The sequence below is a fragment of the Paenibacillus sp. BC26 genome (genome assembly GCF_900116125.1).
In the GTDB taxonomy this organism is placed as follows: Bacteria; Bacillota; Bacilli; order Paenibacillales; family Paenibacillaceae; genus Paenibacillus_Z; species Paenibacillus_Z lignilyticus.
In genome coordinates this window covers 242,298-267,431 of sequence record NZ_FPAD01000002.1, presented here as the reverse complement: position 1 = coordinate 267,431, position 25,134 = coordinate 242,298, and the positions used below count along the sequence as shown (strand labels likewise).

Here is a 25,134-nt window from a genome sequence, read left to right as displayed (position 1 = left end):
AGGCTTCATCATGAATGCTTGGGTCGCTCCCTTATTGAAACCGGAACCGGTTGCGCTCATGGTGCTGATTATCCTGCTTGGCTCATTCATTCAAGGCATGAGAAGAGGTGCGTCGGGATCCGCGAAGCACCTTTTCTTTTTTATTTGGCAAGCGGTTTCGGTCGTGATTGCGCTTGTGCTTGCCGGTAGAGGCGCTTCGCGGCTATCGCCGGTAATCCGCGATTGGCTGGAAGCCAGAAACATCGTCGTGCCGCAGGAAGAGCTCAGTGCAGCGAAAGAACTATGGTATACGGTTGTGACCAGCCTGCGTGACTTTGAGCTGCTTCGCTTCGGCGCGCTGTTTCTGGTGCTGTACTCGCTCGTCCGCTACTTGCTTCGATTGCTTGAGCCGTTATGCTACATGCTCTATGATGCGCTGATGCAGCCTTCGAAGAACGCGGATCAGGTAATGCGCAGGGGCCGGCCATCCGCATACGGCAGGCTCTCCGGAACAGCGAGCAGGACGACCGGGGCGTTGATCGGCGCGCTGCTGGGCGGCGGACGTGCTTTCCTTGTCATTGCCGTGCTGTTTGTGTATGTCACGCTTGCTCCTCATGCGCTTGGAGCGGACGCCATTAGGTCGTCCGCGATATACGCGAAGACGGCCGCAGAGCTGCTTGACCCGGTAGCCGGCGATGTGCTGAAGCGCGGTCCGGTCATTACCGATGCGGTTCAGGCGGAGTTTCGCCGCGTGCTGCAGCGCAAATATGAGGTCATCGATGCCGCAGTGCCTGCCAACATCGAGGCTGCGGCGGCAGAAGTAACGAAACACGCGGATAATGACGAAGCAAAGGCGCGGGCACTCTATGATTGGATTGGCACGCGTATTGCATATGACTGGGATAAAGCCAATAATTATGTAGAGCACGGTGTTTGGAAAGAACAAACGCCAACTGAAACTTTTGATACCCGAAAAGGCGTCTGTATAGATGTGGCCAGATTGTATGCGGTGATGGCGCGTTCCGTCGGGCTTGACGTGCGGGTCGTTACGGGACTCGGCGCAACAGGCAACGGCAGCTATGGACCCCATGCTTGGAACGAGGTGCGTTTGGCAAGCAGCGGTGCTTGGATTCCGCTTGACGCGACATGGGCCTCCTCAGGCGATTGGTTTAACCCGGCTGGGTTCTCGAGCACGCATATAAGGGAAACTTGACCGTGTAGAAAGGAGATTTACAGTGGTGCAGGATGATCCGCAGAAGCGGGAGATTGTGAACCGGCGAAATTTTTCGTTCCGGTTGAACTTATTCTTTTTTGCTACGTTTTTTGTGTTCAGCGTTCTGATTGTTCGGTTGGCTATTTTGCAGTTTGTTGAAGGGCCCTCTCTGCGCGAGGAAGAAGAGAAGCGGGGCTCGAAGGATGTCCTTATCCCGCCGATTCGCGGCAATATTTATGACTCGGGCGGTTCGCCGATTGCGTATTCGACCTCGACACAATCACTCCATTACAGCATAGAGCCGGGAACGAAGAAGGCGGATTCTATCGCAATGGCCCAAAAGCTGTTTGAAGTTTTTCAGAAGTACGGCAATCCGAAGACCGCGGTGACATTAGAACAAATTATCAAAAACATGGATCTGGATTACAAGAAAAATACGGTAACCGTCCCTAGGCGCATCAAAAGCGGGCTGACGCAGGATGAGATCGCCTACTTCATGGAGAACCGCGACTTGTATCAGGGGATCGATATTGTAGAGGAAAGCATTCGTCATTACGATACGAGCAAGTTTGCCGTCCAATTGGTCGGCTACTTGAAGAAATTCGGCGGCGGCGCCGAGAACAATTTGTACAAAGACCGCGCCAAAACGGATGATCCGCGTTTGAAGTATTTGCAGCAAGAAGACGTTGGTTACGACGGGCTTGAGTATATGTTCCAGGATGTGCTGAGGGGCAAGAACGGATTGAAGACGTATCCGGTAAACGCGGCAAGCCGGGTTATCGGTCCGCCGGTCATTACGAAGCCCGAGAAAGGCGACAACATCTATCTCACGATCAACCGCCACGTTCAGGAAGTGACGGAACAAGCGATCATGGATCAGCTTCATTTTCTGCAGACTACGCCGGATCGCGATCGGCATGAGGATAATGCCAAGACCGGTTATGCGGTGGCGATAGAGGTTAAGACCGGCAAGATCATTGCGATGGCCAGTATGCCGGATTATAATCCGAACATCTGGGAAGGCGGAAAGATAAGCACCGAGGATTACGATATGATCAGCAATGTGCTGCAGAACGGCACAATCAGCCCGGTTATCGGTCCTTACAAGGACCCGAAGGAGCAGCGAAAGCATCCATCTTCCGTTGTTTTCCTTGGATCCACGCAGAAGCCATTGTCTATTCTGATTGGGTTAAATGAGAAGCTGTTCACGACGAATCAAACGTATACGGACACCGGTTCGTTCTATTATGGCCGGGAAGGCTCGACACGCCGCAGAATCGGTAATGCCAAGGGGCATGTGTACGGGGTGCTGGATCCGGCCAAGGCGATTGCGAAATCTTCTAACCCCTTCATGGCTAAGATGGTCGGAGATGCCCTATACCGGAAAGACTCGGATAAAGGCGTGGCGATCTGGGACAGCTACGTGAAGCAGTTTGGTCTTGGGGCAGATACCGAAAGCGGCCTGTTGAATGAGAGCAAAGGGGTTATCGGCTATTTCCACGAGGAAGAAGCAGCGAGTGCGCAGTCAGCGCTAATTCTGGCTTCCTTCGGCCAGATGGGGCGTTACACAACGCTTCAGCTTGCTCAGTATGCGGCAACGCTCGCCAGTCATGGGAAACGGATGAAGCCGCAGTTCGTGAAGGAAATCCGTGATGCGGACGGCAAAGTCGTGCAGAGCTTCCAGCCGGAAGTGCTGAATACGATCAATTTCCCGGAGAAATACTGGGATGAAATCGAGACGGGGATGTTGAATGTTAGCGTAACCGAGTTTAACAACGCGCCTTACAAGGTACTTCGGAAAACAGGAACCTCCCAGCAGCAAGTAAGCGGAGCTACTGTCGAGAATTCCGTGTTTATCGCGTCTGCTCCTGCGGAGGATCCTGTCATTGCGGTAGCCGTTGTTATTCCGGAAGGCGGCTTCGGCGCGTATGGAGCGGCTCCTGTCGCGCGTAAGATACTCGATGCGTACGATGATGCCATCGGGATGAACGGCGTGCCGAAGAAGCCGAAAACGCCGGTGAATCCGCCGACGACGGGGACGGGGACTACAGGCACTCCGGCAGGCACTCCTGCAGGCACGACCACGGAGAACGGCAAGACGGATACGACGCAATAATGATGAGCCTATCACCGCGATACAAGAGGGTTGTCCCGAAGTCAAAATTGGCTATCGGGGCAGCCTTTTTTATATGGGCCGGAAGTTGCACGCGAGAAACATTTTTGCATAAGATAAAACATGAAAGGATGCCATCCAATACCGCAAGGAGGGATCCATATGCGCCGTTCCAAGAAGCACGCCGCCATTCGTCGCCTGCTGTATGCTATTTTATTTCTTACCGGTACCCTTTTGGGGGTATAACAGCAAGATGGAACACAAAAAGCACAAGATTGAATAACGCGTTTCCGTGCAGGACTCACTATAATTAGAAAAGTATCCAAGCGCGATTACCGCTGGCGTTCGGGCAGGTTTGGATTCTGTTCAGAATGTGCTAGAATTGGTACATTGATCGCTTGCAGCAGCTGCAGTTTGCTCTATAGGGAGGGCTCCATGGGAACAATCAAGCTAATCGCACTCGATATGGATGGAACATTGCTGAACGATCGACAAGAGATCAGCAGTGAGAATGCAAAGTGGATTCACCGAGCGCTGGATGCCGGCGTTACCGTTTGTTTTGCGACCGGACGAGGTTTTCCGAGCGCGCTGCCTTATGCGGAGCAGCTAAAACTGGACACGCCGATGATTACGGTGAACGGTGGAGAAATTTGGAAGCGTCCGCATGTGCTTCATAAGCGCACGCTGATGTCGGCATCCACATTGAAGCGGCTTCACCAAGAAGCATTGAAGTATCCGGAATGCTGGTACTGGGCCTATTCCACGATGGACATTTACAACAAGGAACAGTGGATCGAGCCTGCCGACGATTATGAGCATCATCATTGGCTCAAATTCGGTTATCACACGGAGGACGCGGCAACGCGCGAAGCGATTCTGAGAGAGACCTCGAGCTGGGGCGGGCTGGAGATTACGAATTCCTCACCGTGGAATTTGGAGATGAATCCGGAAGGCGTATCGAAGGCTTCCGCCATTCGCGAGCTGTGCTCGCTGCTTGGCATCGACATGTCGCAAGTTGCCGCCATGGGCGACAGCTTAAACGATATCGCGATGATCCGCGAGGTTGGGTTAGGCGTTGCGATGGGCAACGCGCAGGAAGAAGTGAAGGCCGTGGCAGATGTCGTAACGGTGAATCATAATGAGGATGCGGTTGCGCGTGTGATCCGGGACTATGTGCTGAAGGGATGAGTACAGCATGGAGATAGCCGGTTGGATCTTAGTCATTATTTTGTTTGTGATTGGTATGGCCGGAGCCATTTATCCGATTCTGCCGGGGGCGCTTGCGATCTACGCGGCATTCTTCGTGTATGGCTTTTTTATCTCGTTCTCTCCGTTTGGTTTCTGGTTCTGGACGATCCAGTCGTTAATTGTCATTGCGCTGTTCATTGCGGATTATGCCGTCAGCGCTTGGGGCGTCAAGAAGTATGGAGGCTCCAGGGCCTCGGTGATCGGCAGTACGATCGGACTTATCGTAGGTCCATTCGTTATCCCGGCCTTTGGTATCATTCTTGGACCTTTGCTCGGGGCCGTGATCGGTGAACTGTTTACCGGCGCGAGATTGGACAAGGCCCTCAAAGCGGGGCTTGGTGCGGTAGTTGGATTGTTTTCCAGCATGGTCGCCAAATTCATGATGCAAGCGGCTATGATTATTATTTTTATCATTTGGATCTAATTTGAGGAGGCAGACGAAGTTGATTAAAGTTACAGTATGGAACGAGTTTATGCATGAGAAAACGAATGAGGCCGTTATTAAGGTTTATCCGGATGGGATTCACCAAGCCATTAAAGCAGGTATCGGCACGGATGGTTTCGAAGTAGCAACTGCTACGCTGGAACAGCCGGAGCACGGCTTGACGGAAGAAGTGCTTGCGAATACGGACGTTCTGATTTGGTGGGGCCACATGGCTCACGATAAAGTGGAAGATGAGATCGTTGAGCGTGTACATAAACGCGTTATGAACGGCATGGGTCTGATCGTGCTTCATTCCGGCCACTTCTCCAAAATCTTCAAGAAGCTTATGGGCACGGGCTGCGACTTGAAATGGCGCGAAGCCGATGAGAAAGAGCGGATCTGGACGGTTAACCCGGCTCACCCGATCGCTGCAGGCCTTCCGGAATATTTCGAAATGGAACGCGAAGAAATGTATGGCGAACACTTCGATATTCCGCAGCCGGATGATCTCGTATTCGTCAGCTGGTTCGAAGGCGGCGAAGTATTCCGCAGCGGCTGCACTTGGCACCGCGGCCAAGGCAAAGTGTTCTACTTCCGTCCCGGTCACGAGACGTACCCAACTTACTATAACGAAAATGTACTTCAAGTGATCAAGAACGGTATCCGCTGGGCAGCTCCATCCAATGCGGCAGCGCCTGTTCGCGGTCACCACCAACCGCTTGAGGTCATCAAAGCGAAATAATGATTGTGGTCAGGAGAACAAATGGTTAAAAAGGATTCTTTAATCAAAGGAACGATCATTCTCGCAGCGGCAGCGCTGGTGGCCCGGTTCCTCGGGATCTTCCAGCGCATCCCGCTGGATTATATGACAGACAGCAGCGGCGGCGGTTATTTTACCGTCGCTAATAATATTTATTTAATGCTTCTTATTGTAGCAACCGGAGGCATCCCGAGCGCGATCAGCAAAATGGTCTCTGAGCGTTATGCCCAGGGTCGTCCCGACGATGCGAAACGGATTTACAAAGCGGCGCTCTTATTCGGTTCCATCACAGGTGTGGTGATTACGGTGCTGCTGCTTGTATTTGCTCCGTTCTACGCGACGCATATCGCGGAGAACCCCGGTGCTGATTTGGCGGTTCGGGCCATTGCACCTGCGCTGCTGTTCTTCCCGATCATCGCGATGATGAGAGGATACTTCCAAGGCCGTCAGCTTATGGCAGCCGGAGGAATCTCCCAAATCATTGAGCAAATTCTCCGCGTTATTACAGCGGTAGGACTTGCTTATATCGTCCTGGCATGGGGATGGGGACAGAGCTGGATTGCCGCAGCGGCGACATTCGGCAGTGTATTCGGCAGTGTGGGCGCTTTCTGCGTGATGTTATTCTACGCAAGGAAGCTGCGGAGACATGATGCGCTTGAGAAAGCCGCTGCTCCTGCGGCGGAGACGAAATCGACATCTCGGGCGGCGCGGGCACCACTGTCGTTTAAGACGATTTATAAGGAAATGTTCCGAATATCCGTGCCGATCGTCATTACTTCGATGACCGTTCAATTTATTTATTTCTTTGACACTTCGTTGTTCATGAAGCTGACGCACGGGTATTACAATGCGGTCGATGCACGTCAAACGCTGGACTGGCTGGGCTTGAAGGCGCAGGCGCTGGCGGGCATTCCGCCGATTCTGGCGATCGCGCTCAGTCAATCCATGATTCCGGTCATATCCGCCGCCTATTCCGTGCGCAATATGCCAGAGGTAGAGCGTCAAGCATCGCTTGTCATGCGCATTGTAGTCTTTACAGGCGTGCCGGTGGCTCTCATCATGACTATTGCTGCTACGTCTATAAATGGTTTGCTCTTCGCGAATACGGGCGGTAGTTTGGCTATTGCCGCATTGACGGCGGGCACGATTTTCCAAATCACGATGATGACAAGCAATACCGTTCTGACCAGCATGAACAAACCGCATATGCCGATGCGGCATGCATTGATCGGTATTGTCGTGAAGGTTGTGACGAGCCTGGCTCTTGCGCCTTTCATGGGCGTATACGGTTTGATCCTGTCCTCTACGATCTGCTTTATGACGATCGCAGCGCTTAACTTCCGAGCGATTCGCAAGGAAATTTCACTTTCCATCCTCGGGCGGCGTTGGGCCGGTTATGCGATTACGATCATGGCGGCATCCGGCGCAGGCTGGCTCATCGATTATGTATGCAGACACTATATCGGCGGTATCCCGGCTAAGCTGACCTTTCTGATATCCTGCATCGCTGCGGGAGGCATTTCGTTCGGACTCTATGTCGCGCTGTTAGTGCTGCTTCGAGTCGTGAAGGCCGAAGACGTCCGGCAGTTCCCGGGTCCGCTGCGCAAGCTGTTAAACCCGTTGATGCGGGTTGCGTCGCGTTCTTAATGAACTGGATTGTTATTCCCACAACTTCCTCTTCATGGTAAAATGGACCTTAGTCTTTTTACCGTTGGAGAGGAGTTTTTTTGTTGAAAAATTGGCCTCGGTTGTGGAGAAATTCATGCTTACTGCTATTATCGCTTCTCGTATTCATTATGGCCGGCTGTCAGGCATTAGGCGGCGTAGATTTCAATGCCATGCTGAAGCAATCGCTGAAGGTTACCTCATATGAAGGCAGCCAGTTGGTGGAATTCAAGCTGCTTCTGAAGGACAATGCGCTTGCTGATGTTACAGACGAAGAGAAAGCAGTGCTCGATTTGGTATCCTCGGTCAAGCTGCAGCTAGATCATGTGATGGTCGCGCAAGACGGTGCCATGTCCGTTAAGGGCAAACTATCACTTGGCGAGAAGTCCATAGCGTTTAGCGCTCAGCTGGATGACAAGCTGACCGTGGTTGATCTTGAAGGGGCAAAACGCCCGATCGTGATACATATGGCTGACTTGGCCGGTCCGCAGGTAGATGACGGGCTCGGACTTCATGATGCAACAGAGGCTAAGCTGACGGAAACCGCCAAGCAGATGATGGATGTCGCAGGCGACTATGCGATTCATCATTTGCCGAATCCGAAGCATTTGTCTGTCAATGTCGGGCAAGAGCAAGTAGCCGGCGAAACCGTTAGCGGGATGAACATTCACGCGGAGCTGACAGGCATAGAGCTGTGGGATTGGGCGAAATCCTATGTAGAAGCGCTTCTTAGCGATAAGGATGGGCTGAAAGAAATGCTCACCCAATTGCTTGAGCTGGTTCAAAGTCAAAGCGATGCCCTGAAATCTTCCGGTGCAGAGAGTATATTCGGTTCGCTGCCTGAAGAAGAAATCGATGAGGAGAGCGTTCAAGAAGCGACCGACAGCGTGGTGGAAATGCTCACAGAGCTGAAGGACGGGATCGCCAAGACGGAGCTGAATGACCAAGAAGAGCTTAACCAGATCTTTACCAAGGACACGTATGTAAAAGGCGATCTGTTTATCGACAGCAAGCTTGATATTCGCAAGTCGGTGATCGAGGCCTCAATCAAACCGAATCTGGCAGCGCTGGACGCTCTGGCAGATAAGGAGGCTGCAGCTCAAGGAGCTGTGGCAGCCGATGGTGAAGAAATGCTTACTGCGGTTAATATAGGGGAGCTGGAAGAGTCCGCGCCGATTGAAGGCTTATGGCTTAAAGTGACGTCCGATCGGTGGAATGTGAACGGCCATGTTACGCCGGAGCAGCCGGTTGCACCTCGACTTTCGATCGACGGAGAGCAATTGATGGAGATGGAAGGCTACGAAGTGCTGCGTAACCTAGAGCCGGATTCCGTCCTATACGGCCTGCTTCGGGAACAAGGGCATATCAGTAAACAAGTGATCACGATGTATGCCGCATACAGTGCTAATCCGCCGATTATTACGCCTGACGGCATAACCTTGATTCCGCTTCGTCGAACGGTTAACGGATTCCATGCAACTATTCGGAAGGAAGCAGGCACACTAGTCGTATACGATGATGCGACAGGTTCAACGCTGGGGATGAGAACAGGCAGCAACAATGTTACACTAAACGGAAAGACCGTGACTTGGAGCTTCCCGCCAACGGTCATTAATGGTGTCACTTATGTGCCGGCACGTGATTTCGTGAAAGCGCTGGGCGGAACGCTGCAATGGAATACCGACGATTATGAGGATGACTATCTGGTCATTTCCCGCGAGCCCTAAACGATAGTTTGCACATCACATCTTGGCCGAATCAGGCTTCCACATTGAAAGGAGTACGACATTGCCATGCAGATCATTACAACGGAACAAGCATTTCGAGACGCGGTTAACCGCGAAGATAACGTCACGGTAGCGGTTTTCAAGACTACCTGGTGCAAGGATTGCCATTATATCGAGCCATTCATGCCGGATATCGAGGGCAGCTATGGGGATCGCATTCAGTTCCTGCAAATTGACCGCGATGATTTGCCGGACCTGTGCAGCGAGCTGAACATCCTTGGCATTCCAAGCTTTATCGCGTTCAAGAAAGGACAGGAGCTCGTTCGTTTCGTCAGCAAGCTGCGCAAGTCACGGGAGGAAATTGAGCAGTTTCTGGATCGGGCCGTCCAAGTGGCGGAAGCACTTCCAAGCTCATAACGAAAACCCGGGTCAGGGAAGCCCGCAATGTGTCCGAAATTGGCGCAGAGCGGGCTTTTCTGTCTCGAGATGAGGGCTGCCTGTGTTCACAGTTTGAACATGGTATTTGCCAACATAGTTCGTTATAATTGAGGTGATTCTTTCCGGAAGTTAGGTGGACATGTTGAATTCTAACCGATATCGTGCGCTTGCTATTGTAACGTGCATAGGGATGTTTTTGGTGTTGATTGCCGGCGCGCTTGTGACGAATACGGACTCCGGCCGCGGCTGTGGAACAGATTGGCCGCTATGTAACGGCAAATTTATACCGGCGTATACGCTGGAATCGCTAATCGAATACTCCCATCGATTGATTAGCGGCGGCATTGGCTTATTGGTGCTTGCGACCTTCATTGCAACGCTGAAGTGGTACCGCGATTACAAAGAGCCGATTATTTACGCGTCAGGCTCAGGTTTTTTCACCCTTTTGCAAGCTTTGCTCGGCGCTGCTGCGGTCGTATGGCCGACGACTCCTGCCGTACTGGCTCTGCACTTTGGGTTCTCGATTATGGCATTCATGTTCACGCTGCTGCTCCTCTTATGGACTGGCAGGATGAAGCGGGGTGAGCTGGCGGACAAGCCTGCCGCTCGCGTACCGCAATCCGTGTTTTACTTGTCGTTAGCCATTCTGATTTACAGCTATTTCGTGATTTACTTAGGTGCCTTTATCCGGCATACCGATTCAGCAGGCGGATGCATCGGCTGGCCGCTATGCAACGGCGACCTCATTCCTGATATGGAAGGCGCCACGCGTTATGTCTTCATTCACCGTGTCGCTGCTGCAGTGCTGTTCATTCTGATTACCTGGTTAATGATGCACGTGAAGCGGGTCGCAAGCGGCAACCAAGCGCTTCGCAATTCGATTTTTCTCGTGTTCGTGCTGGTCATCAGCCAAGTATTGAGCGGCGCGCTGCTTACGAAGACGATCGGCAATGAGGATTGGTTTGTTTTCACAAGCATCCTGCACAATATCATCATCTCTATCTTGTTCGGGATTCTGTGCGACTTTATGATTCGGGCATGGAAGTGGCGCGAAGGACGAAGGTAATGCATATCTAAGAAGACAAGTTGTAACTTCAGGAGGACTGCCTAGTGCTTAGAATGCTGTTTGGTGAACCGCCGCGTGTCTCGGAGGGCAAACTGCTGGAAACCGTGCAAGCGATGGAGCAGTACGCCGCTGCGCTTCATAAGCTGATCGAGCAGAGTCATGATGAGAATCACAAGCTTCGCAAATACGAGATTTACACGCTTGGTCTTATTTCCTCACTGGATGAGCTTGAACAAAGCCAATATGCAGCTCGCAAGTTCAGCGCCATGATTACGTCCGCTTCCTATACGGCCATGAAGCCCGAGGAGCAGATGAACTATCACCGTTACGTGTACTTTGACAAAAATGCCTTCATTCGGCTGTTCTCGCTGCTTGATAAGCTGGGGACGCTGATGAACGACTATCTCAGCTTACAAACGGAGCGGGTCAAACCGCATTTCTCGTATTTCACCGTGCTGCGCACGATGGTGCAGCGGAATGCCTATTCCGAGCTGGCGCTGCCTCTATACGAGCTCAAAGAGCTTATCAAGCCTACGATGAACCGAATCCGAAAACGGCGGAACACGGAGATCCACTTCATGAATTCGGAAATGCAGGATGATCTCAGACAAAGCCATGAATCATATTCAGAGCAGCACCAATTGGAGAATATTACTCAGCAGATGCGCGATCTGGATGAAATGATGGAGATGGTGCTGGATACACTTAAGCTGACCTTTCACCATGCTTATCGCCAGATGAGAAAATGATCTGAACTTGGGAGGGTGCCCATGGAGCTGAAAGGACGAACGGCTTTAATAACGGGAAGTGCGAAAGGTTTAGGCAAAATGACAGCGATGTCGCTGGCTCAGATGGGCTGCGACATCGTGCTGAACTATAAATCAAGCGAGCAGGAGGCGCTCTTGCTCGCAGCGGACATTACGCAGCAATTCGGCGTTCGTGCAACCGCAATCGGGGCTGACATCGCCGTTCAAGGCGATGTTGCACGGCTTGCAGCCGAAGCGCAGGCATGGTCGCAAACCGGCAGTATTGATATTCTGATCAATAACGCCGGCCCATTCATTCGCGAGCGACGGTTATTCGAGGATTATTCCGCGGAAGAAGTGATCGGTTTAGTAAACGGCAATTTGCTTGGCGTTATGCTGCTCGATCACCATTTGCTCGCAGGGATGCGTAAGAGGCAGTGGGGACGTATCATCCACTTTGGCTTCGGTCATGCCGGAGAAGGCCGTGCGTGGCCTCACAGAGCCGTTTATGCTTCCGCTAAGACGGGTCTGGTATCCTTCACGAAGACGCTTGCCGTCGAAGAGGCAGGCAACGGCATTACGGTTCACATGGTCTGTCCGGGCGATATTCGCGGCGTGAACAAGGAGCGGACAATCGCAGAGGTTTCCGGTGAGCTAGATGACGAATCGCCCAGAGGTCGTCCCGGAAGCGGCGAGGATGTCGCAAGGGTCATAACGTTCTTATGCTTGCCGCAATCGGATTATTTGACAGGAAACATCGTGGATGTAACCGGAGGTTTCGATCCGATCAAGACCTCCATCAAAACATCATCCAATTAAACAAAAGAGTCTTGCCGTATCCGCCTTAGAGGCCGGATAATGGCAAGACTCTTTATTGTAAATAATGGGTGAAGAGGTTAAGAGATTAGAATACTTGCATAACCTCTTGTACGCCTTCGACTTCTTCAAGCAGAGCGCGTTCAATCCCTGCTTTAAGTGTAATTGTCGAGCTTGGGCAGCTGCCGCAAGCACCCACCAAACGAAGTTTCACGATGCCGTCCTCTACGTCTACGAGTTCAACGTCGCCGCCGTCGCGCTGCAAGAACGGGCGCAGCTTGTCAAGAACATCCAAAACTTCATCGTACATTGTGCTTTGTGCATTTTCACTCATTGCAATCCACTCCTTTCTCCCCTATTATAGTACAAAGCAGAGCAATTGAAAATGGATATCAATCACTCAAGGCTAGGTGAACGAATAAAATGTTAAAAACGATGATAGAATTTTGTGCGAGCAATATGCACCATGGCACCGACCGTCTCATGAAAAAGCTAGAGGAAAATCCGGATTATGATGTAATCGAATACGGCTGCCTGGGCAATTGCGGCGAATGTTATTTGGCTCCGTTCGGTCTCGTGAATGGCGAAATTATCGCCGGCGAAACCATTGAAGAGCTGGAAGAACTTATGATGAAGGCCATTGTAAAGCAACAAGCTGATCGTGAAGCATTGGATCGCCTTATCGATGATATGTAACTGTTCCTACCAGGACAGGTTCCATATCTTACTAGTTTAGCCGAAATGATGCTTCGACATCCATAAGACACCGCTTTTGAGAACGCGAGGTACGCGGCCCATAAGAGGCGTGCGGCCCATGAGGCCGAAGCCGGCTTTTTTTCCGAGCGAGCCGAGAACGCCTTTAAGCTTGATTTTGCCAAGTTTGGGTGTTTTGCCGCTCCAAATTGCTTGCATGACTTCCGCAACTTGCTTGCCTTGTCCTTCCGCAGCCTGCGCGCTTGGCGAGAATGGCAGGGAGGCGCAGTCGCCGACGATGAACACGTCGTTATAATCCGGCAGTTGGTGGTGCTCATTAATGATGAGACGGCCCTGGGCGTCCTTAGGCAGGTTCATGCGTTGAACCAGCGCTACAGGTTGAATACCTGCTGTCCATACCGTTACGTCAGACAGAATTGGACTCGGATTGTTCAAATCATACAAGCTGCCTTCTTCAAGCTTATGCAGCGAAACATGTCCCCGCATTTCCACTTCATGCTCGATAAACCACGAAGAAACATATTCCTGCAGCTTACCCGGGAATGCAGACAGAATGCTCGGCCCGCGATCGATAATCCGGATATTGAGGTCAGGACGGCCTTCACGCAGCTCGGATGCTACCTCAACACCGCTCAAACCACCGCCAACGATCGTTACTTGCCCGTATGGCTTCACGTCGTTTAGCGCCAAATACGTTTTACGCGATGCGGAGAACGTCTGAATGCTGTTGGAGTACAGCTCCGCGCCATCAATACCATGATATTTGTCCGTACAGCCAAGTGCGACTACGAGCCACTCGTATTCAAGCGGATCTTGGCCGGCAAGTTGAATATGCTTCGCATCCAGGTCGATGTCGGTTACTTCGCCGTAAGTTACGATCAGACGCGGATCCGAAGGGAAAGCTACGCGCAGATCGATATCCGCGGCAGTTCCCGCTACCAAAGAATAATACTCCGTTTTTAACCCTTGAAACGGCATACGGTCAATTAGAACGACGATTGTGTCGTCTGGCAGTTCACCCTCGAGCAATGCATGGGCGACTGTAAGACCTCCATAACCGCCGCCAAGAATGACAAAACGCTTCATCAAAATCCCAACTTTCTCTGTGTGCATAAAAATCTTCTGCATTTCGTTTAGTGATGCGGCGCCGGAAGCCGGCGTCCGCTGTTTGCTCTTACCCGTAGTATACGCCTCTGCGACCTTAGCCATCAGTGCTTGTACTACCCAAAACTATGGCAAAACCTGCTTATTCGAAAACCTTCACTTCGTTGTAGAACGTATCGCGTTCAACCGGAATACGACCGGCGCCTTTAATGAGCCAGATCAGATCCTCGCGTGTGATGCCTTCCGGCGTCAGTGCGCCTGCTGCATGGCTGATGCGTTCTTTCACCATCGTACCGTGTACGTCCGAAGCGCCCATTGTAAGCGCAACTTGCGTAAGCTGAGTACCGATATTAATGAAATAAGCTTTAATATGCTGGAAATTATCAAGCAGCAAGCGGCTGATCGCAATAGCCTTCAAATCGTCAAAGGCGGAGTTGCGGCGGCGAATGCTTGCTTTCGGACTGATAGGCTGCATGGAGAGCGGGATAAACACTTGGAAGCCGTTCGTTTCATCTTGCAGCTCGCGAATTTGAAGCATATGGTTAACGCGATCTTCGGTTTTCTCTACAGATCCGTAGAGCATGGTTGTGTGCGTGCGAAGACCAAGATTATGCGCCGTGCGATGGACCTCCAGGTATTGCGAAACATCGGCTTTGTCAACGCGCATCTTCTTGCGGTATTCGTCGGACAGAATCTCGGCGCCGCCGCCGGTTAAGCTTTGCAGGCCGGCTTTCATGAGTTCTTGAATCACTTCTTTGTAGCTCAAGCCGCTAATCCGCGAGAAGAAGTCGATTTCAGCCGCTGTGTACGCTTTGAGCGCAACATTAGGGAAACGATCATGCAACGCTTGAAGCGAATCCACGTAGTATTGGAAAGGCACATGCGGATTATGGCCGCCGACGATATGGAATTCACGTACATCAGGATGAATATGCTTCTCCACATATTCGATCATTTGCGCGCCGGTAAGCGTGTAAGCACCTTCTTGACCTTCATCCTTGCGGAAGTTGCAGAACGCACAATGAGCTTCACAAACATTTGTGAAGTATAAGCTCATATTTTCGATAAAATATACTTTCCGTCCGTTCTTCTTGAGGTTGACTTCGTTCGCCATCTGGCCGATGGTGAGCAAATCGTCGGAACGATATAGAAATTCTCCATCTTCCCGAGTGAGACGTTCGCCAGCACGAACTTTCTCGACAATGGCTTGCATTCGTGTAGCATCTGTAGGTATTACGACATTCATAAGAGTATCCTCCCAGTCCGCCGGGCACTCATTTACAGGTCCGGTGTATAATGTATAAATTGAAAAAAAACAACATTGTGAAAAAAATTACTTACCCTCACTCCAAAAACCCCACACAAATAACTTCCCTTATTATAAACCTCATCATGAAGAGCGGCAACTATTAAGTCATGCCAGAGGACCTAAACGATGGAAGGAGCAGGAGGCGGCTTCCTTTCGATGCCGTGCAATTTGGGTTACAATAAGGAGCAGAGGCGAAACAGTTAATAAGAATGAGGTGGACTTCATGGCGAATACATATACGTATTCTCGCAAGGAAGAAGTAGCCAATGCGATCACGCATGGCTTGGGTGCTGTATTAAGTGTTGCTGCGTTGGTGCTGCTAATCGTGTTTGCCGCAATTAAAGGAAATGCTTCGCATGTGGTCAGCTTTACGATTTACGGCTCCATGATGCTGATGCTGTATATTTCGTCTACGCTCGTTCACAGCTTTCCGGAAGGAAAAGCAAAGAATGTGTTTGAAATTATGGATCATTCCTGCATTTATTTGTTCATCGCCGGAACTTACACTCCGATCGTGCTGCATATTGTGCAAGGCGCGGCAGGATGGACGCTGTTCGGCATCGTATGGGGACTCGCATTGTGCGGCGTTGTGTTCAAGGCCTTCTACGCTTCTAAGTTTCTCTTCACATCCACGCTGCTCTATATCGGAATGGGTTGGATCATCGTGTTTGCCTGGGGACCGCTGAAAGCGCATTTGGCGCCGGGTGGTCTGCAGCTCTTGATTATCGGCGGCGTGCTGTATACGGTTGGCACATTGTTTTATGTTTGGCGGAGCTTTAAGTATCATCATGCCGTATGGCATTTGTTTGTACTTGGCGGCTCGGTGCTGCATTTCTTCGCGATTCTGCTGTATGTGCTGCCTGCGTAACCATTACAATAGGGTTGTACGTGTATTGAGTCCTTCTGCAATGTGGAGTATACTATAAAATATATAGTGAGTTATTTGAATAACGAAATCAGAGAGAGTTTGACTCCGTCAAACTCCCAATTACAGGAGGGATACCATGATTAATATAAGCGAGACTGCAAACGAGAAAATCAAGGAAATGCTGGAGGCTGAAGAGTCACCGGAGTTGTTCCTGCGCATTGGCGTAAAGGAAGGCGGCTGCAGCGGATTCTCATACGGCATGGGTTTCGATGATGAGCTTAACGATACAGACAAAACGATGGAGTTCGGCGGATTGAAGGTTGTCGTGGACGCGGACAGCATGAAATATTTGAACGGCCTCGAAATCGACTATAAAGAATCCGCAATGGGCGGCGGCTTTACCATCAACAACCCGAACGCATCCGCAACTTGCGGCTGCGGTTCGTCGTTCCGTACTGCAACGGATGCGGGTAAGCCCGCTGAAGCCGGCGAATGCTAATCGAATAAGAAATGCAGAAACCTCCCGGAGATGGGATCTCCGGGAGGTTTCTTTGTGTTTTCAGACTGAATGTCCAGCTGCAGCTAGCCAGCCGCAATGGCCCGAATTTCCGCCAAGACCGCTTCATCAAGCACCACATCAATCGCCGGAAGAACGCTAAGAATATGGCTCGGCTTGCGTACGCCGACCAGAGCGCTCGTGAGCGCAGGGTGCGCAAGATCATAAGCGACGGCAAGCTGCGGCAGTGTGATATCATAACGTGCCGCGATTACCTTAAGCTTCTCGGCGCGGTCCACATTGCTGCGAAGGCCTTCGCCGGTATGTGCTTTGTTGCGTGAACGCCAATCGTCTTCCCCGAATTTGGTGTCGTACGTATAATTGCCGGACAGCAAACCGGAAGTCAGCGGACTGTAGGCCACGACGCCGATGCCGTTGGCTAAGCAGAATGGAAGCAGCTCTTGCTCTGCTGCCGGCCGCAAGATTGAATAGGGAGGCTGCAGCGAATCGACATGTCTGACCGTGAGCGAGCGCTCCAACTGCTCGACGTTGTAGTTGCTGACGCCGACGAATCTGACTTTGCCGTCTTGAACAAGCTTGTCCATCGCGCGCATCGTTTCTTCGGCAGCTACTTCACTATCCGGCCAATGCATTTGATACAAATCAATATAGTCCGTGCCGAGCCGCTTTAGCGAGGCTTCCGCTTCTCGGATAACGGAGTCGTATGCGCCGCTTTTCGTGATCGATCCGGCCTCATCCCAAACCAAACCGCATTTTGTCGCGATCACGACCTTATCGCGATCGCCGCGAAGTGCTTCTCCGAGTACGACCTCCGAGTGTCCAAGCCCGTAAACCGCTGCCGTATCATAGAAATTAATGCCTGCGTCAAGTGCTGCGCGGATGCTGTCCACCGATTGAGCATCATCTTGATTGCCCCAAGCACTCGCCCAGCCGGCGCCTCCGATTGCCCATGAGCCGAAGCCGATTACAGAGATCTCAGGACCATTCTTGCCTAACTTACGATACTTCATCGTGGATTCACTCCTTCATTTGGGTTGCATTCCCATTATAATCAACCGGAAAGCAAGAAGAAAGAAAACCGGGCGTGAATAAGGATCGGTAGTGATTTTGCGGAACAAATATCTCTGCTATACTAGTAGAAATTAGGATAAGAGACTAACCAGAACTACATCACATGTAAACCTGCCCGAGAGGAACGTGAAGATGCTTCAGAAAACAGCTGCGACACTGCATGCCAAAATGACCGAGAGCGGGGCGATTGCGCCCTCCGTCCCTGTCATCAAGTATGCGCTGGAAATTATGTTGAATACGATCTCGATTGCATCATTGGTACTTATTATTGGACTCGTGAGCGGCGAGCCGCTTAAGACTGCCGGGCTGCTAGTCGTCTTTGCGGTGATCCGCTTTATATCCGGCGGCTATCATCTGCCTACGAATGTCAGCTGCATCGTAGCTTCCACGGTTGTATTGTCGGTGCTGCCGCATGTCGTAATTCCGGAGCTTTGGATGTACGGACTTACGGCGGCTTCGCTTGTGATGATGGCCGTGCTCGCCCCTGCAAACTACGACAAATATGCGACAATATCGCCTAAATATTATCCGCTCATGAAGGTGATCGCTTGTCTGATTGTGGCATCTAATTTCTGGTTCGGCTCAGAGATGCTGGCTCTCGCATTTGCTGTTCAGTCCTGTTTCCTACCTTTTAAAAGCAAGCAGCTAGAAGAAGAGTCCTAAACCCGTTCAATCCTGATCGTACCCAGCCAAACACCCGGTAAGACGTGCATAAAGCGTCCGTACCGGGTGTTTTTCATGCGGCAAATGTCTCCCCATTCATTGCCCGGGCAATACCGGGCGCGATTTCTGCTCTATCAGCCTATTAAATAAGGCGAGTTGACCCTAACAATCATCCAAGAGATAGATGTCTGCGAGGCATATGCTGTCAACTATAGAACAGTTATAAAGAAAGGATGGGATTACGGAATGGGAACGGAACAAGGCAGACAGTTGGCAAGCAAATGGGCGAAAACGGAGGCATTATTGTCGCATAGTCGTATTGCGCCGCACATTCCTCCAACGCGTATGTTCTCGAAAGTGAATTTAAACAGCATGCTGCAGTCACATGGAATGGTCGTTATTAAGCCGGTACGCGGAGCCGGCGGCAACGGCGTCATTAAAGTGTCCAAAGATGCCGGAACCTACAAGTATACCTACTATTCCAAAACAAGCAGCTTTAGCACGTTTGACGGTATGTATCAGTCTTTGCTGTCGAAGAAGAGCTCCCGTCGCTATTTGATTCAGAAAGGAATCCGTTTGGCTACAATCGGCGGCAGACCTATTGATTACCGTGTGAAATACGTGAAGCAGGCAACCGGACAATGGGCGATTACGGCGATTGTAGGGCGCTTGGCTAAACCGGGCTTATTCGTAACGAATATTTGCCGAGGCGGTACGCTGCTCAGCGGTTCTGAGGGGATTCGAAGATCATTCTCGAGCGGTGCGGTTGGTTCCAAGAAGCGTGAAATGCGGCTGCTTACTCAGCTTTCCACCGAAGTGCTTGAGGGGCGGTTTCCGGGGATCGGACAGTTGGGCTTTGATTACGGCATTGATCGGAACGGGAAAATTTGGATTTTCGAAGTGAATACGAGGCCTCAATAGTAATTAACCGGATTTAATATAATAGATTAATAGGTTGATAGAGTGCCATTAAAGTTTTTTATCAAAAGTGGGTTTTTGTCGGGCTGTGTATAACCGTATCCACAATATCCTCATCGGTATTTCCTCATTATTCGACGATTACCCACATCTTACCAACATGCTGTCCACATGGTTGTGTGGATAATCGGAACGCTTGTTCCTTCCTATTTGGACATGCTAAGATGAATTTGGAATAAAGAGGGAAGGAGTGGAGAATATGGATCAGCTGTCAGACGACCTTTTGCTCGATGCCTATGACGCGGCACATAAGTTCGAATTGGATCCGGAATTTATTCTATTGCTTAGCGCGGAGCTGAAACGCAGACAACTTAAACCGGAAAATTATCGCAATACCGCCTAGAACTCGTCCCCGTTTCATTGCCACTTAGAAACAATTACTTCAAACGTCTTCGCACAGTTTGAGCAATATACGATATGTCCACAGCTCTGTTCCGATTGTGACAATGAAGGAATCGTCTCGTTATTTGTATACGTGTCAGGCTGATAAGGTGCATAAGGACCGGCAAAGTCTTCGAGCCGTCCGTAATCATCAGTTTGTAGGGAGCAAAGCGGACAGATAGCCGTAAGCTGCTCCAAGCCATTGCAGATGGGACATAACATAGATAAGGGTACCCTCCTTTGCCATTGCGACGTTAATCAGCATGTCAGGCTAAAGATTAGGATACCCTTTTTTGATTTGTAATACGTGCTGAAATTCGGTGGCTACAGCTTCATATTGCTGCTGTGTCCGGGGGAGAGTTTAGCGGATGGATCTACATAAACCTTGGCATTGTTGATGGCTGTCGGCGCTTCGCCGAAACCAACCGCAATAAGCTTCAGCTTCCCGGGATACGTGGTGACATCGCCTGCGGCGAATATTCCGGGAATGCTCGTTTCCATGCGAGAGTCAACAACGATGGAGCCATTATCGATCTCGAGTCCCCACTCGGCTATCGGACCAAGGGAGGAGACGAAACCGTAATTGACGATGAGGGCATCGACAACCGGAAGCTCAGTGAAATCAGCTGTTTTGCCATGCTGCAAGGTAATGCGTTCTATATGGTGTGTACCGTGCAGGGAAGTAATTTCATATGGTGTTAGTATGCGGACAGTGGAATTCAATAAATTCTCAACGCTATGCTCATGAGCTCGGAATTTATCTCTGCGGTGCACAAGCGTCACGCTTGCAGCGATTGGCTCGAGCATCAATGACCAGTCTACGGCCGAATCGCCGCCGCCGGTGACTACGACATGCTTGCCTTGGAACTGATTCAAATCGCTAATGAAATAATGCAGATTCTTCTTCTCGTATTTGGCCGCTTGCTCTAACTCCAATCGACGAGGCTCGAAAGCACCGACCCCGGCCGTAATAATAACGGCTTTGGCAAAATGCGAGGTTTTGTCCGTCACAATCTCGAAAGAGCGTTCATCGTGCTTAATGACGTTGACGACTTTCTCCTCCAGGTGGATGTCCGGTTGGAATAATTCCATTTGCTTCTTCAATTGCTCGACAAGCTCACCTGCGGTTACTTTCGGAAATCCAGCCACATCATATATATACTTCTCCGGGTATAGCGCGGCTAATTGGCCCCCCAGTTGAGGCATACTTTCAATGATCTTGACTGATGCTTGGCGCATACCGCCATAGAAGGAAGCAAACATACCGGCAGGACCGCCGCCGATAATCGCAATATCGACATGCGTGGGATTAGCAGAGTTGGACACAGTTGACACCTCCAAAAAGGTAACAAAATGAACGAGCACATGCTGCCTTACACTTGGATGAATCTTCTTGTACATTATATCTGTTCGACAAGCTATGAGGAAATAAGAAAATTGGATGTTATTCTAAATATTTTCGTATAAATTACCCTTGAACTTTACTGAAAAAGTTTGTAATATGTGAGGTATTAGTATTCGATTTGTCGAAAATAGACATGGACTATTCATAAAAGTAGGCTAAGGGTCACACACTAACATTATTCATTGTCTGTGTTTGTGTAATTTTTCACAAAGTCTGTAAAGAAAAAGAAATTACGAATGGATGGGATTCTGCGATGAGCAACATACCGAAAATTGTTATTCTTGGTGCCGGTTACGGCGGTATCTTGACAGCACTGCGTCTTCAAAAAGAACTGAACTACAATGAAGCTGATGTTACGCTTGTAAACAAGCATGATTACCACTACTTCACGACTCACCTGCACATGCCGGCAGCAGGTACAGACAAAACCGAAAACGCGCGCGTGAGCATCTCCAAGCTGATTGACGAATTCAAAATCGATTTCGTTAAATCGACTGTTGTTCAAATCCGCACCCAAGACAAGAAGGTTATTCTTGAAGACGGAACGCTCTCCTACGATTACCTTGTAATCGGCCTTGGCGGCGAGCCGGAAACTTTCGGAATTCCAGGTATGCTTGAGCATGCAATGAATATTCGCAGCATCAACTCCGTTCGTCTAATCCGCGAACACATTGAGTACCAATTTGCACGTTACAAACGCGAACCACACCGCACAGATTACCTTACTTTTGTTGTCGGCGGCGCCGGCTTCACAGGTATCGAGTTTGTGGGCGAGCTTGCTGACCGTCTTCCTGAGCTTTGCAAGCAAAACGACGTGGATCCTTCGCTTGTTAAACTATATAACATCGAAGCCGCTCCAACTGCGCTTCCAGGTTTCGATCCGGAGCTCGTTGAGTACGCTATGCAAGTATTGACGAAGAAAGGCGTTACATTCCGCATCGGAACAGCGATCAAAGAATGTACTCCTGAGGGCGTAATCGTTGGCGACAACGAAGAAATCAAAGCAGCAACCGTCATTTGGGCAGCCGGCGTACGCGGCAACCGCTTGATCGAAGAAGCAGGCATCGAAACGATGCGCGGACGCGTTAAAGTGGATGAGTCGCTTCGCGTACCGGGCCACGAGAACATCTACGTTGTAGGTGACAACTCCCTGATGTTCAATCCGGAAGGCCGTCCGTTCCCGCCAACCGCACAAATCGCTATGCAACAAGGCGTAACTTGCGCGCACAACCTGGTGGCATCGATTCGTAACCAACCGCTTAAGAAATTCGAATTCAAGAACAAAGGTACAGTTGCATCCCTTGGTAAAGGCGAAGCAGTTGGTCTTGCATTCGGCAAGAAATACAAAGGCGGCGTAGCTGCATTGCTGAAGAAAGCAATTGACGTTCGTTACCTGTACATCATCGGTGGTATTCCACTGGTACTTCGCAAAGGTAAATTCCTGTAATGCGACACTGCAGCGTGCAGGTTCGTGGTTTGCTGACGCGCGATGAACTGGATCGGTACAACGCGCTGATGGAAGTAGGCTCCTTCTTGGAGTCGCAGAACCGTTACGACTTGGCATATACGGTGCAGAAGGAAGTCGATATTCTCATTTTGCCGGGCATTGAACGGCTTAAGGAGAAGGGAAGGGAGCGCGACCGTCAGACGGAAGCGTATCTCGAAGCGAAACGTCTCCTCGAAGAGGACGATGAAGATTAAACAAATAAAGCGGATGAGGCGTCCTGAGACGTTTCATCCGCTTTTTTTCAATTTAAATGGCGAGTAGCGCTTGCAGCTTCTCATCGGTCATCCGGTTGCCGACATAGAAGTCGCCGAAATCACCGAAGCGCGCACTGACTTCATCGAAGCGCATTTCATACACGAGTTTCTTGAACTGCAGCGCATCATCCGCAAACAGAGTAACGCCCCACTCCCAGTTGTCGAATCCGACGGAACCGGTAATGATTTGTTTAACTTTGCCTGCATAGGTACGTCCGATCATCCCGTGGCTTCGCATCATCGTGCGGCGCTCGTCCATGCTGAGCATGTACCAGTTGTCGTTGCCTTCGCGGCGTTTGTTCATCGGGTAGAAGCAGATATGGTTCCATTTTGGCAGAATCGGCTTCAGTCGAGCGAGAATTTCCGGATTTTGCATAGGGTCGGTGCCCGGTGCTGCCATATAGTTGCTCAATTCCACGACACTTACATAAGAATGAGCCGGAACTGTGAATTGGGCAAAAGTCGTTTTGTTGAATGCATTCTCAATGGCATTGAGCTCTTCCAGCGTTTCGCGCAGATGCATCATGACGAAATCCGCTTTCTGGCCAATGATGGAATAGAACGCCGTGCTGCCTTGTTTGTTATCTTCAATCGTCTGCCATTCGCTTAGGAAGGATTGAAGCTCATCCATTGCAATGGCGCGTTCGCCTTCATCCGCAAGCTTCCAAGCTGTCCAATCGATCGAGCGAAAATCGTGCAAGGCATACCAGCCTTCGAGCGTTTGTGCTGCTTCACTCATAGTTATCTCTCCCTATCCGTATCTTTGTCGATTACATTGTAACGTAACGCGGCAAAGGAGAGCAAATGACGGACTTGTGACAACACGCCCGAATGAATTGACTTCGGATGTGCCATCTACTACACTATTCGTAGCGAAAGGGGTAGACGACTCGGGATGAACGGTGACGTTAATATTTTACAGCTTGTCATTGCAACAGTTTTGTTTTTTGTCATGATGTTTGGAATCGGATTTATTCTGAATATGCTGCTGAAAACAACATTTTTCCCCATTTACTTATTTATTCTTGTACTCGTCCCACTCTTTATTTGGCAAACCTGGGACGATGCGAAGAGCGTATCGGGCAATTTCACATCCTTTACCTTTGTTGATATTTTGCCGGCGATCGGTGCATTGATCGGCGCTTATGTAAGTGGTGCTACCATTCGGGCGCTGCGCAAAGGCGGATACAAAATGTTCTAACATGAAACATCAAACGGCATGGCCATACTAAGGAAAATTCGCAATCAGCATCTATAGACGCTGACAACGAAAGCCGAGGTGTTGCGCTATGCCGTTTTTGAATATTGGCGATACCGCACTGCATTATCATCAAGATGGTTCCGGGCAACCGCCAATCCTATTTGTGCATCCACCTTGTTTGACCAGCCGTCTGTTTACGGCTGTACAGGAGAAATGGACGGCGAGTTCCGGTTTAATCCGCTTCGATATTCGCGGTCACGGATACAGCGAGGCAGGCGGCGGAAAGCTGTCACTGGCGTTAATTGCAGAAGATATGAGAAGGCTGCTCGATGGACTTGGCGTGAAGCAAGCGTATGTGTGCTCCTATGGGGCAGGCTCGTTTCCGGCTCTGGCGGCCATGCTCGCTTATCCCGAGCGATTCGTCGGCGGCATCATGGTTTCCGGAGCGTCCGCTTATACGGATATTGTTACGCGTTCGAAGCTGCAGGCGGCATTCATCTCGAGCATTCTCAGCCCGAAGGGACCTATTGCCTTCAAGGCGGCTTGGTCGGAGGCTGGCAGCAAGTCATCCTTCGAAGAGCTGCATACGGAAGCAAAGCTTGGCGATTCGAATAAGTGGCGGGAGTATACGGCGGCTTGCTTGGATAGTTCCGTACAGAAACGGCTCCCTCAGCTGAAGCAGCCCGTGCTTATTTTGTATGGAACTGCGGATAAGACGGGGCAGAATTATGCGGCAGAACTGAAACGGCGGCTGCCAAACAGCGAACTGTACGGCATCATTGGAGCGGGTCGGCAGCTTCTAACGAAGGAGCCGGTGACGACAGCTTTCGTCATGACCCAGTGGCTGGCGAAACAGGAGCATCCTGAAATCGCGGATACCTTCCAGGAGCAGGAAGCGCTGCTTGATGAGCTGATTAGTAAAGGTGTTCAAGAAGGGGCAGGTAATCCGGCCTCACACCATTAGGTA

At 50.5% G+C, this 25,134-nt stretch carries 27 protein-coding genes; 21 read left to right on the top strand and 6 right to left on the bottom strand.

What is annotated here, in order from left to right:
• The first annotated feature begins 10 nt into the window (after nucleotides 1–10).
• From BM412_RS17590 to BM412_RS17540, 11 genes are all read left to right on the top strand, one after another.
• On the top strand, nucleotides 11–1,192 hold the full coding sequence (locus tag BM412_RS17590; protein ID WP_091221136.1) for a transglutaminase domain-containing protein: 1,182 nt from the start codon (nucleotides 11–13) through the stop codon (nucleotides 1,190–1,192).
• Between the two features lie 22 nt (nucleotides 1,193–1,214).
• Entirely contained in the window at nucleotides 1,215–3,308 is a 2,094-nt protein-coding gene (locus BM412_RS17585; protein ID WP_371264833.1) for a peptidoglycan D,D-transpeptidase FtsI family protein, read from the top strand.
• A gap of 432 nt (nucleotides 3,309–3,740) precedes the next feature.
• Nucleotides 3,741–4,493 carry a Cof-type HAD-IIB family hydrolase gene (locus BM412_RS17580; RefSeq protein ID WP_091221133.1) on the top strand — a complete coding sequence of 251 codons (753 nt, stop codon included), beginning with the start codon at nucleotides 3,741–3,743 and terminating at the stop codon, nucleotides 4,491–4,493.
• A gap of 7 nt (nucleotides 4,494–4,500) precedes the next feature.
• On the top strand, nucleotides 4,501–4,977 hold the full coding sequence (locus BM412_RS17575; RefSeq protein ID WP_091221130.1) for a DUF456 domain-containing protein: 477 nt from the start codon (nucleotides 4,501–4,503) through the stop codon (nucleotides 4,975–4,977).
• A gap of 19 nt (nucleotides 4,978–4,996) precedes the next feature.
• Nucleotides 4,997–5,719, top strand: coding sequence for a ThuA domain-containing protein (locus tag BM412_RS17570; RefSeq protein WP_091221128.1), 723 nt, complete (start codon nucleotides 4,997–4,999; stop codon nucleotides 5,717–5,719).
• Nucleotides 5,720–5,740: 21 nt separating this feature from the next.
• Entirely contained in the window at nucleotides 5,741–7,384 is a 1,644-nt protein-coding gene (locus tag BM412_RS17565; protein ID WP_091221124.1) for a putative polysaccharide biosynthesis protein, read from the top strand.
• Between the two features lie 83 nt (nucleotides 7,385–7,467).
• Complete coding sequence (locus tag BM412_RS17560) at nucleotides 7,468–9,129, top strand: copper amine oxidase N-terminal domain-containing protein (protein WP_091221121.1); 1,662 nt, start codon at nucleotides 7,468–7,470, stop codon at nucleotides 9,127–9,129.
• A gap of 66 nt (nucleotides 9,130–9,195) precedes the next feature.
• Nucleotides 9,196–9,546: a thioredoxin family protein gene (locus BM412_RS17555; protein ID WP_091221119.1), complete on the top strand. Its 351-nt coding sequence runs from the start codon at nucleotides 9,196–9,198 to the stop codon at nucleotides 9,544–9,546.
• Between the two features lie 160 nt (nucleotides 9,547–9,706).
• The gene (locus tag BM412_RS17550; protein WP_371264832.1) at nucleotides 9,707–10,633 is read left to right on the top strand and encodes a COX15/CtaA family protein; all 927 of its coding nucleotides are present in this window, start codon (nucleotides 9,707–9,709) and stop codon (nucleotides 10,631–10,633) included.
• A gap of 53 nt (nucleotides 10,634–10,686) precedes the next feature.
• Nucleotides 10,687–11,382 (top strand): Cthe_2314 family HEPN domain-containing protein, encoded by a 696-nt coding sequence (locus tag BM412_RS17545; RefSeq protein WP_256256489.1) that lies wholly within the window; start codon nucleotides 10,687–10,689, stop codon nucleotides 11,380–11,382.
• 27 nt (nucleotides 11,383–11,409) lie between these two features.
• Entirely contained in the window at nucleotides 11,410–12,198 is a 789-nt protein-coding gene (locus BM412_RS17540) for an SDR family oxidoreductase (protein WP_091222879.1), read from the top strand.
• Nucleotides 12,199–12,283: 85 nt separating this feature from the next.
• Here BM412_RS17540 and BM412_RS17535 read toward each other — a convergent pair whose 3' ends face one another.
• Complete coding sequence (locus BM412_RS17535; RefSeq protein WP_090578360.1) at nucleotides 12,284–12,529, bottom strand: NifU family protein; 246 nt, start codon at nucleotides 12,527–12,529, stop codon at nucleotides 12,284–12,286.
• A gap of 101 nt (nucleotides 12,530–12,630) precedes the next feature.
• On the opposite strand from BM412_RS17535, the gene BM412_RS17530 reads away from it, so the two are divergent.
• Entirely contained in the window at nucleotides 12,631–12,891 is a 261-nt protein-coding gene (locus BM412_RS17530; RefSeq protein ID WP_256256405.1) for a YuzB family protein, read from the top strand.
• A gap of 36 nt (nucleotides 12,892–12,927) precedes the next feature.
• Here BM412_RS17530 and BM412_RS17525 read toward each other — a convergent pair whose 3' ends face one another.
• Entirely contained in the window at nucleotides 12,928–13,995 is a 1,068-nt protein-coding gene (locus tag BM412_RS17525) for an NAD(P)/FAD-dependent oxidoreductase (RefSeq protein ID WP_091222876.1), read from the bottom strand.
• Between the two features lie 160 nt (nucleotides 13,996–14,155).
• A complete protein-coding gene (mqnE, locus tag BM412_RS17520) occupies nucleotides 14,156–15,259 on the bottom strand; it encodes an aminofutalosine synthase MqnE (RefSeq protein WP_091221114.1) in 1,104 nt (367 codons plus the stop codon).
• Between the two features lie 286 nt (nucleotides 15,260–15,545).
• Here mqnE and BM412_RS17515 point away from each other — a divergent pair, with 286 nt between their 5' ends.
• Both BM412_RS17515 and erpA read left to right on the top strand, forming a co-directional pair.
• Nucleotides 15,546–16,190, top strand: a complete 645-nt coding sequence (locus BM412_RS17515) for a PAQR family membrane homeostasis protein TrhA (protein WP_091221112.1) — start codon at nucleotides 15,546–15,548, stop codon at nucleotides 16,188–16,190.
• A gap of 136 nt (nucleotides 16,191–16,326) precedes the next feature.
• The gene (gene erpA, locus BM412_RS17510; RefSeq protein WP_091221109.1) at nucleotides 16,327–16,689 is read left to right on the top strand and encodes an iron-sulfur cluster insertion protein ErpA; all 363 of its coding nucleotides are present in this window, start codon (nucleotides 16,327–16,329) and stop codon (nucleotides 16,687–16,689) included.
• Nucleotides 16,690–16,772: 83 nt separating this feature from the next.
• On the opposite strand, the gene BM412_RS17505 is transcribed toward erpA, so the two are convergent.
• Nucleotides 16,773–17,717, bottom strand: coding sequence for an aldo/keto reductase (locus tag BM412_RS17505; protein ID WP_091221106.1), 945 nt, complete (start codon nucleotides 17,715–17,717; stop codon nucleotides 16,773–16,775).
• Nucleotides 17,718–17,910: 193 nt separating this feature from the next.
• Here BM412_RS17505 and BM412_RS17500 point away from each other — a divergent pair, with 193 nt between their 5' ends.
• From BM412_RS17500 to sda, 3 genes are all read left to right on the top strand, one after another.
• Nucleotides 17,911–18,441 (top strand): accessory gene regulator B family protein, encoded by a 531-nt coding sequence (locus BM412_RS17500; protein ID WP_091221103.1) that lies wholly within the window; start codon nucleotides 17,911–17,913, stop codon nucleotides 18,439–18,441.
• Between the two features lie 246 nt (nucleotides 18,442–18,687).
• The gene (locus BM412_RS17495) at nucleotides 18,688–19,362 is read left to right on the top strand and encodes a YheC/YheD family protein (RefSeq protein ID WP_091221101.1); all 675 of its coding nucleotides are present in this window, start codon (nucleotides 18,688–18,690) and stop codon (nucleotides 19,360–19,362) included.
• 256 nt (nucleotides 19,363–19,618) lie between these two features.
• A complete protein-coding gene (sda, locus tag BM412_RS17490) occupies nucleotides 19,619–19,762 on the top strand; it encodes a sporulation histidine kinase inhibitor Sda (protein WP_091221098.1) in 144 nt (47 codons plus the stop codon).
• Nucleotides 19,763–20,124: 362 nt separating this feature from the next.
• Here sda and BM412_RS17485 read toward each other — a convergent pair whose 3' ends face one another.
• The gene (locus tag BM412_RS17485; protein ID WP_371264842.1) at nucleotides 20,125–21,063 is read right to left on the bottom strand and encodes an NAD(P)/FAD-dependent oxidoreductase; all 939 of its coding nucleotides are present in this window, start codon (nucleotides 21,061–21,063) and stop codon (nucleotides 20,125–20,127) included.
• Nucleotides 21,064–21,458: 395 nt separating this feature from the next.
• Here BM412_RS17485 and BM412_RS17480 point away from each other — a divergent pair, with 395 nt between their 5' ends.
• Nucleotides 21,459–22,652 (top strand): NAD(P)/FAD-dependent oxidoreductase, encoded by a 1,194-nt coding sequence (locus tag BM412_RS17480; protein ID WP_091221094.1) that lies wholly within the window; start codon nucleotides 21,459–21,461, stop codon nucleotides 22,650–22,652.
• Complete coding sequence (locus tag BM412_RS17475) at nucleotides 22,652–22,906, top strand: hypothetical protein (RefSeq protein WP_091221092.1); 255 nt, start codon at nucleotides 22,652–22,654, stop codon at nucleotides 22,904–22,906. Before BM412_RS17480 ends, BM412_RS17475 begins: the two co-directional genes overlap by 1 nt.
• Nucleotides 22,907–22,958: 52 nt before the next feature.
• On the opposite strand, the gene hemQ is transcribed toward BM412_RS17475, so the two are convergent.
• Nucleotides 22,959–23,705 (bottom strand): hydrogen peroxide-dependent heme synthase, encoded by a 747-nt coding sequence (hemQ, locus tag BM412_RS17470; RefSeq protein ID WP_091221090.1) that lies wholly within the window; start codon nucleotides 23,703–23,705, stop codon nucleotides 22,959–22,961.
• A 156-nt stretch (nucleotides 23,706–23,861) separates the two neighbouring features.
• Here hemQ and BM412_RS17465 point away from each other — a divergent pair, with 156 nt between their 5' ends.
• Together BM412_RS17465 and BM412_RS17460 are read left to right on the top strand one after the other, a co-directional pair.
• A complete protein-coding gene (locus BM412_RS17465) occupies nucleotides 23,862–24,167 on the top strand; it encodes a YuiB family protein (RefSeq protein ID WP_091221087.1) in 306 nt (101 codons plus the stop codon).
• Nucleotides 24,168–24,255: 88 nt separating this feature from the next.
• Nucleotides 24,256–25,131: an alpha/beta fold hydrolase gene (locus tag BM412_RS17460; protein ID WP_091221086.1), complete on the top strand. Its 876-nt coding sequence runs from the start codon at nucleotides 24,256–24,258 to the stop codon at nucleotides 25,129–25,131.
• Nucleotides 25,132–25,134: the final 3 nt, after the last annotated feature.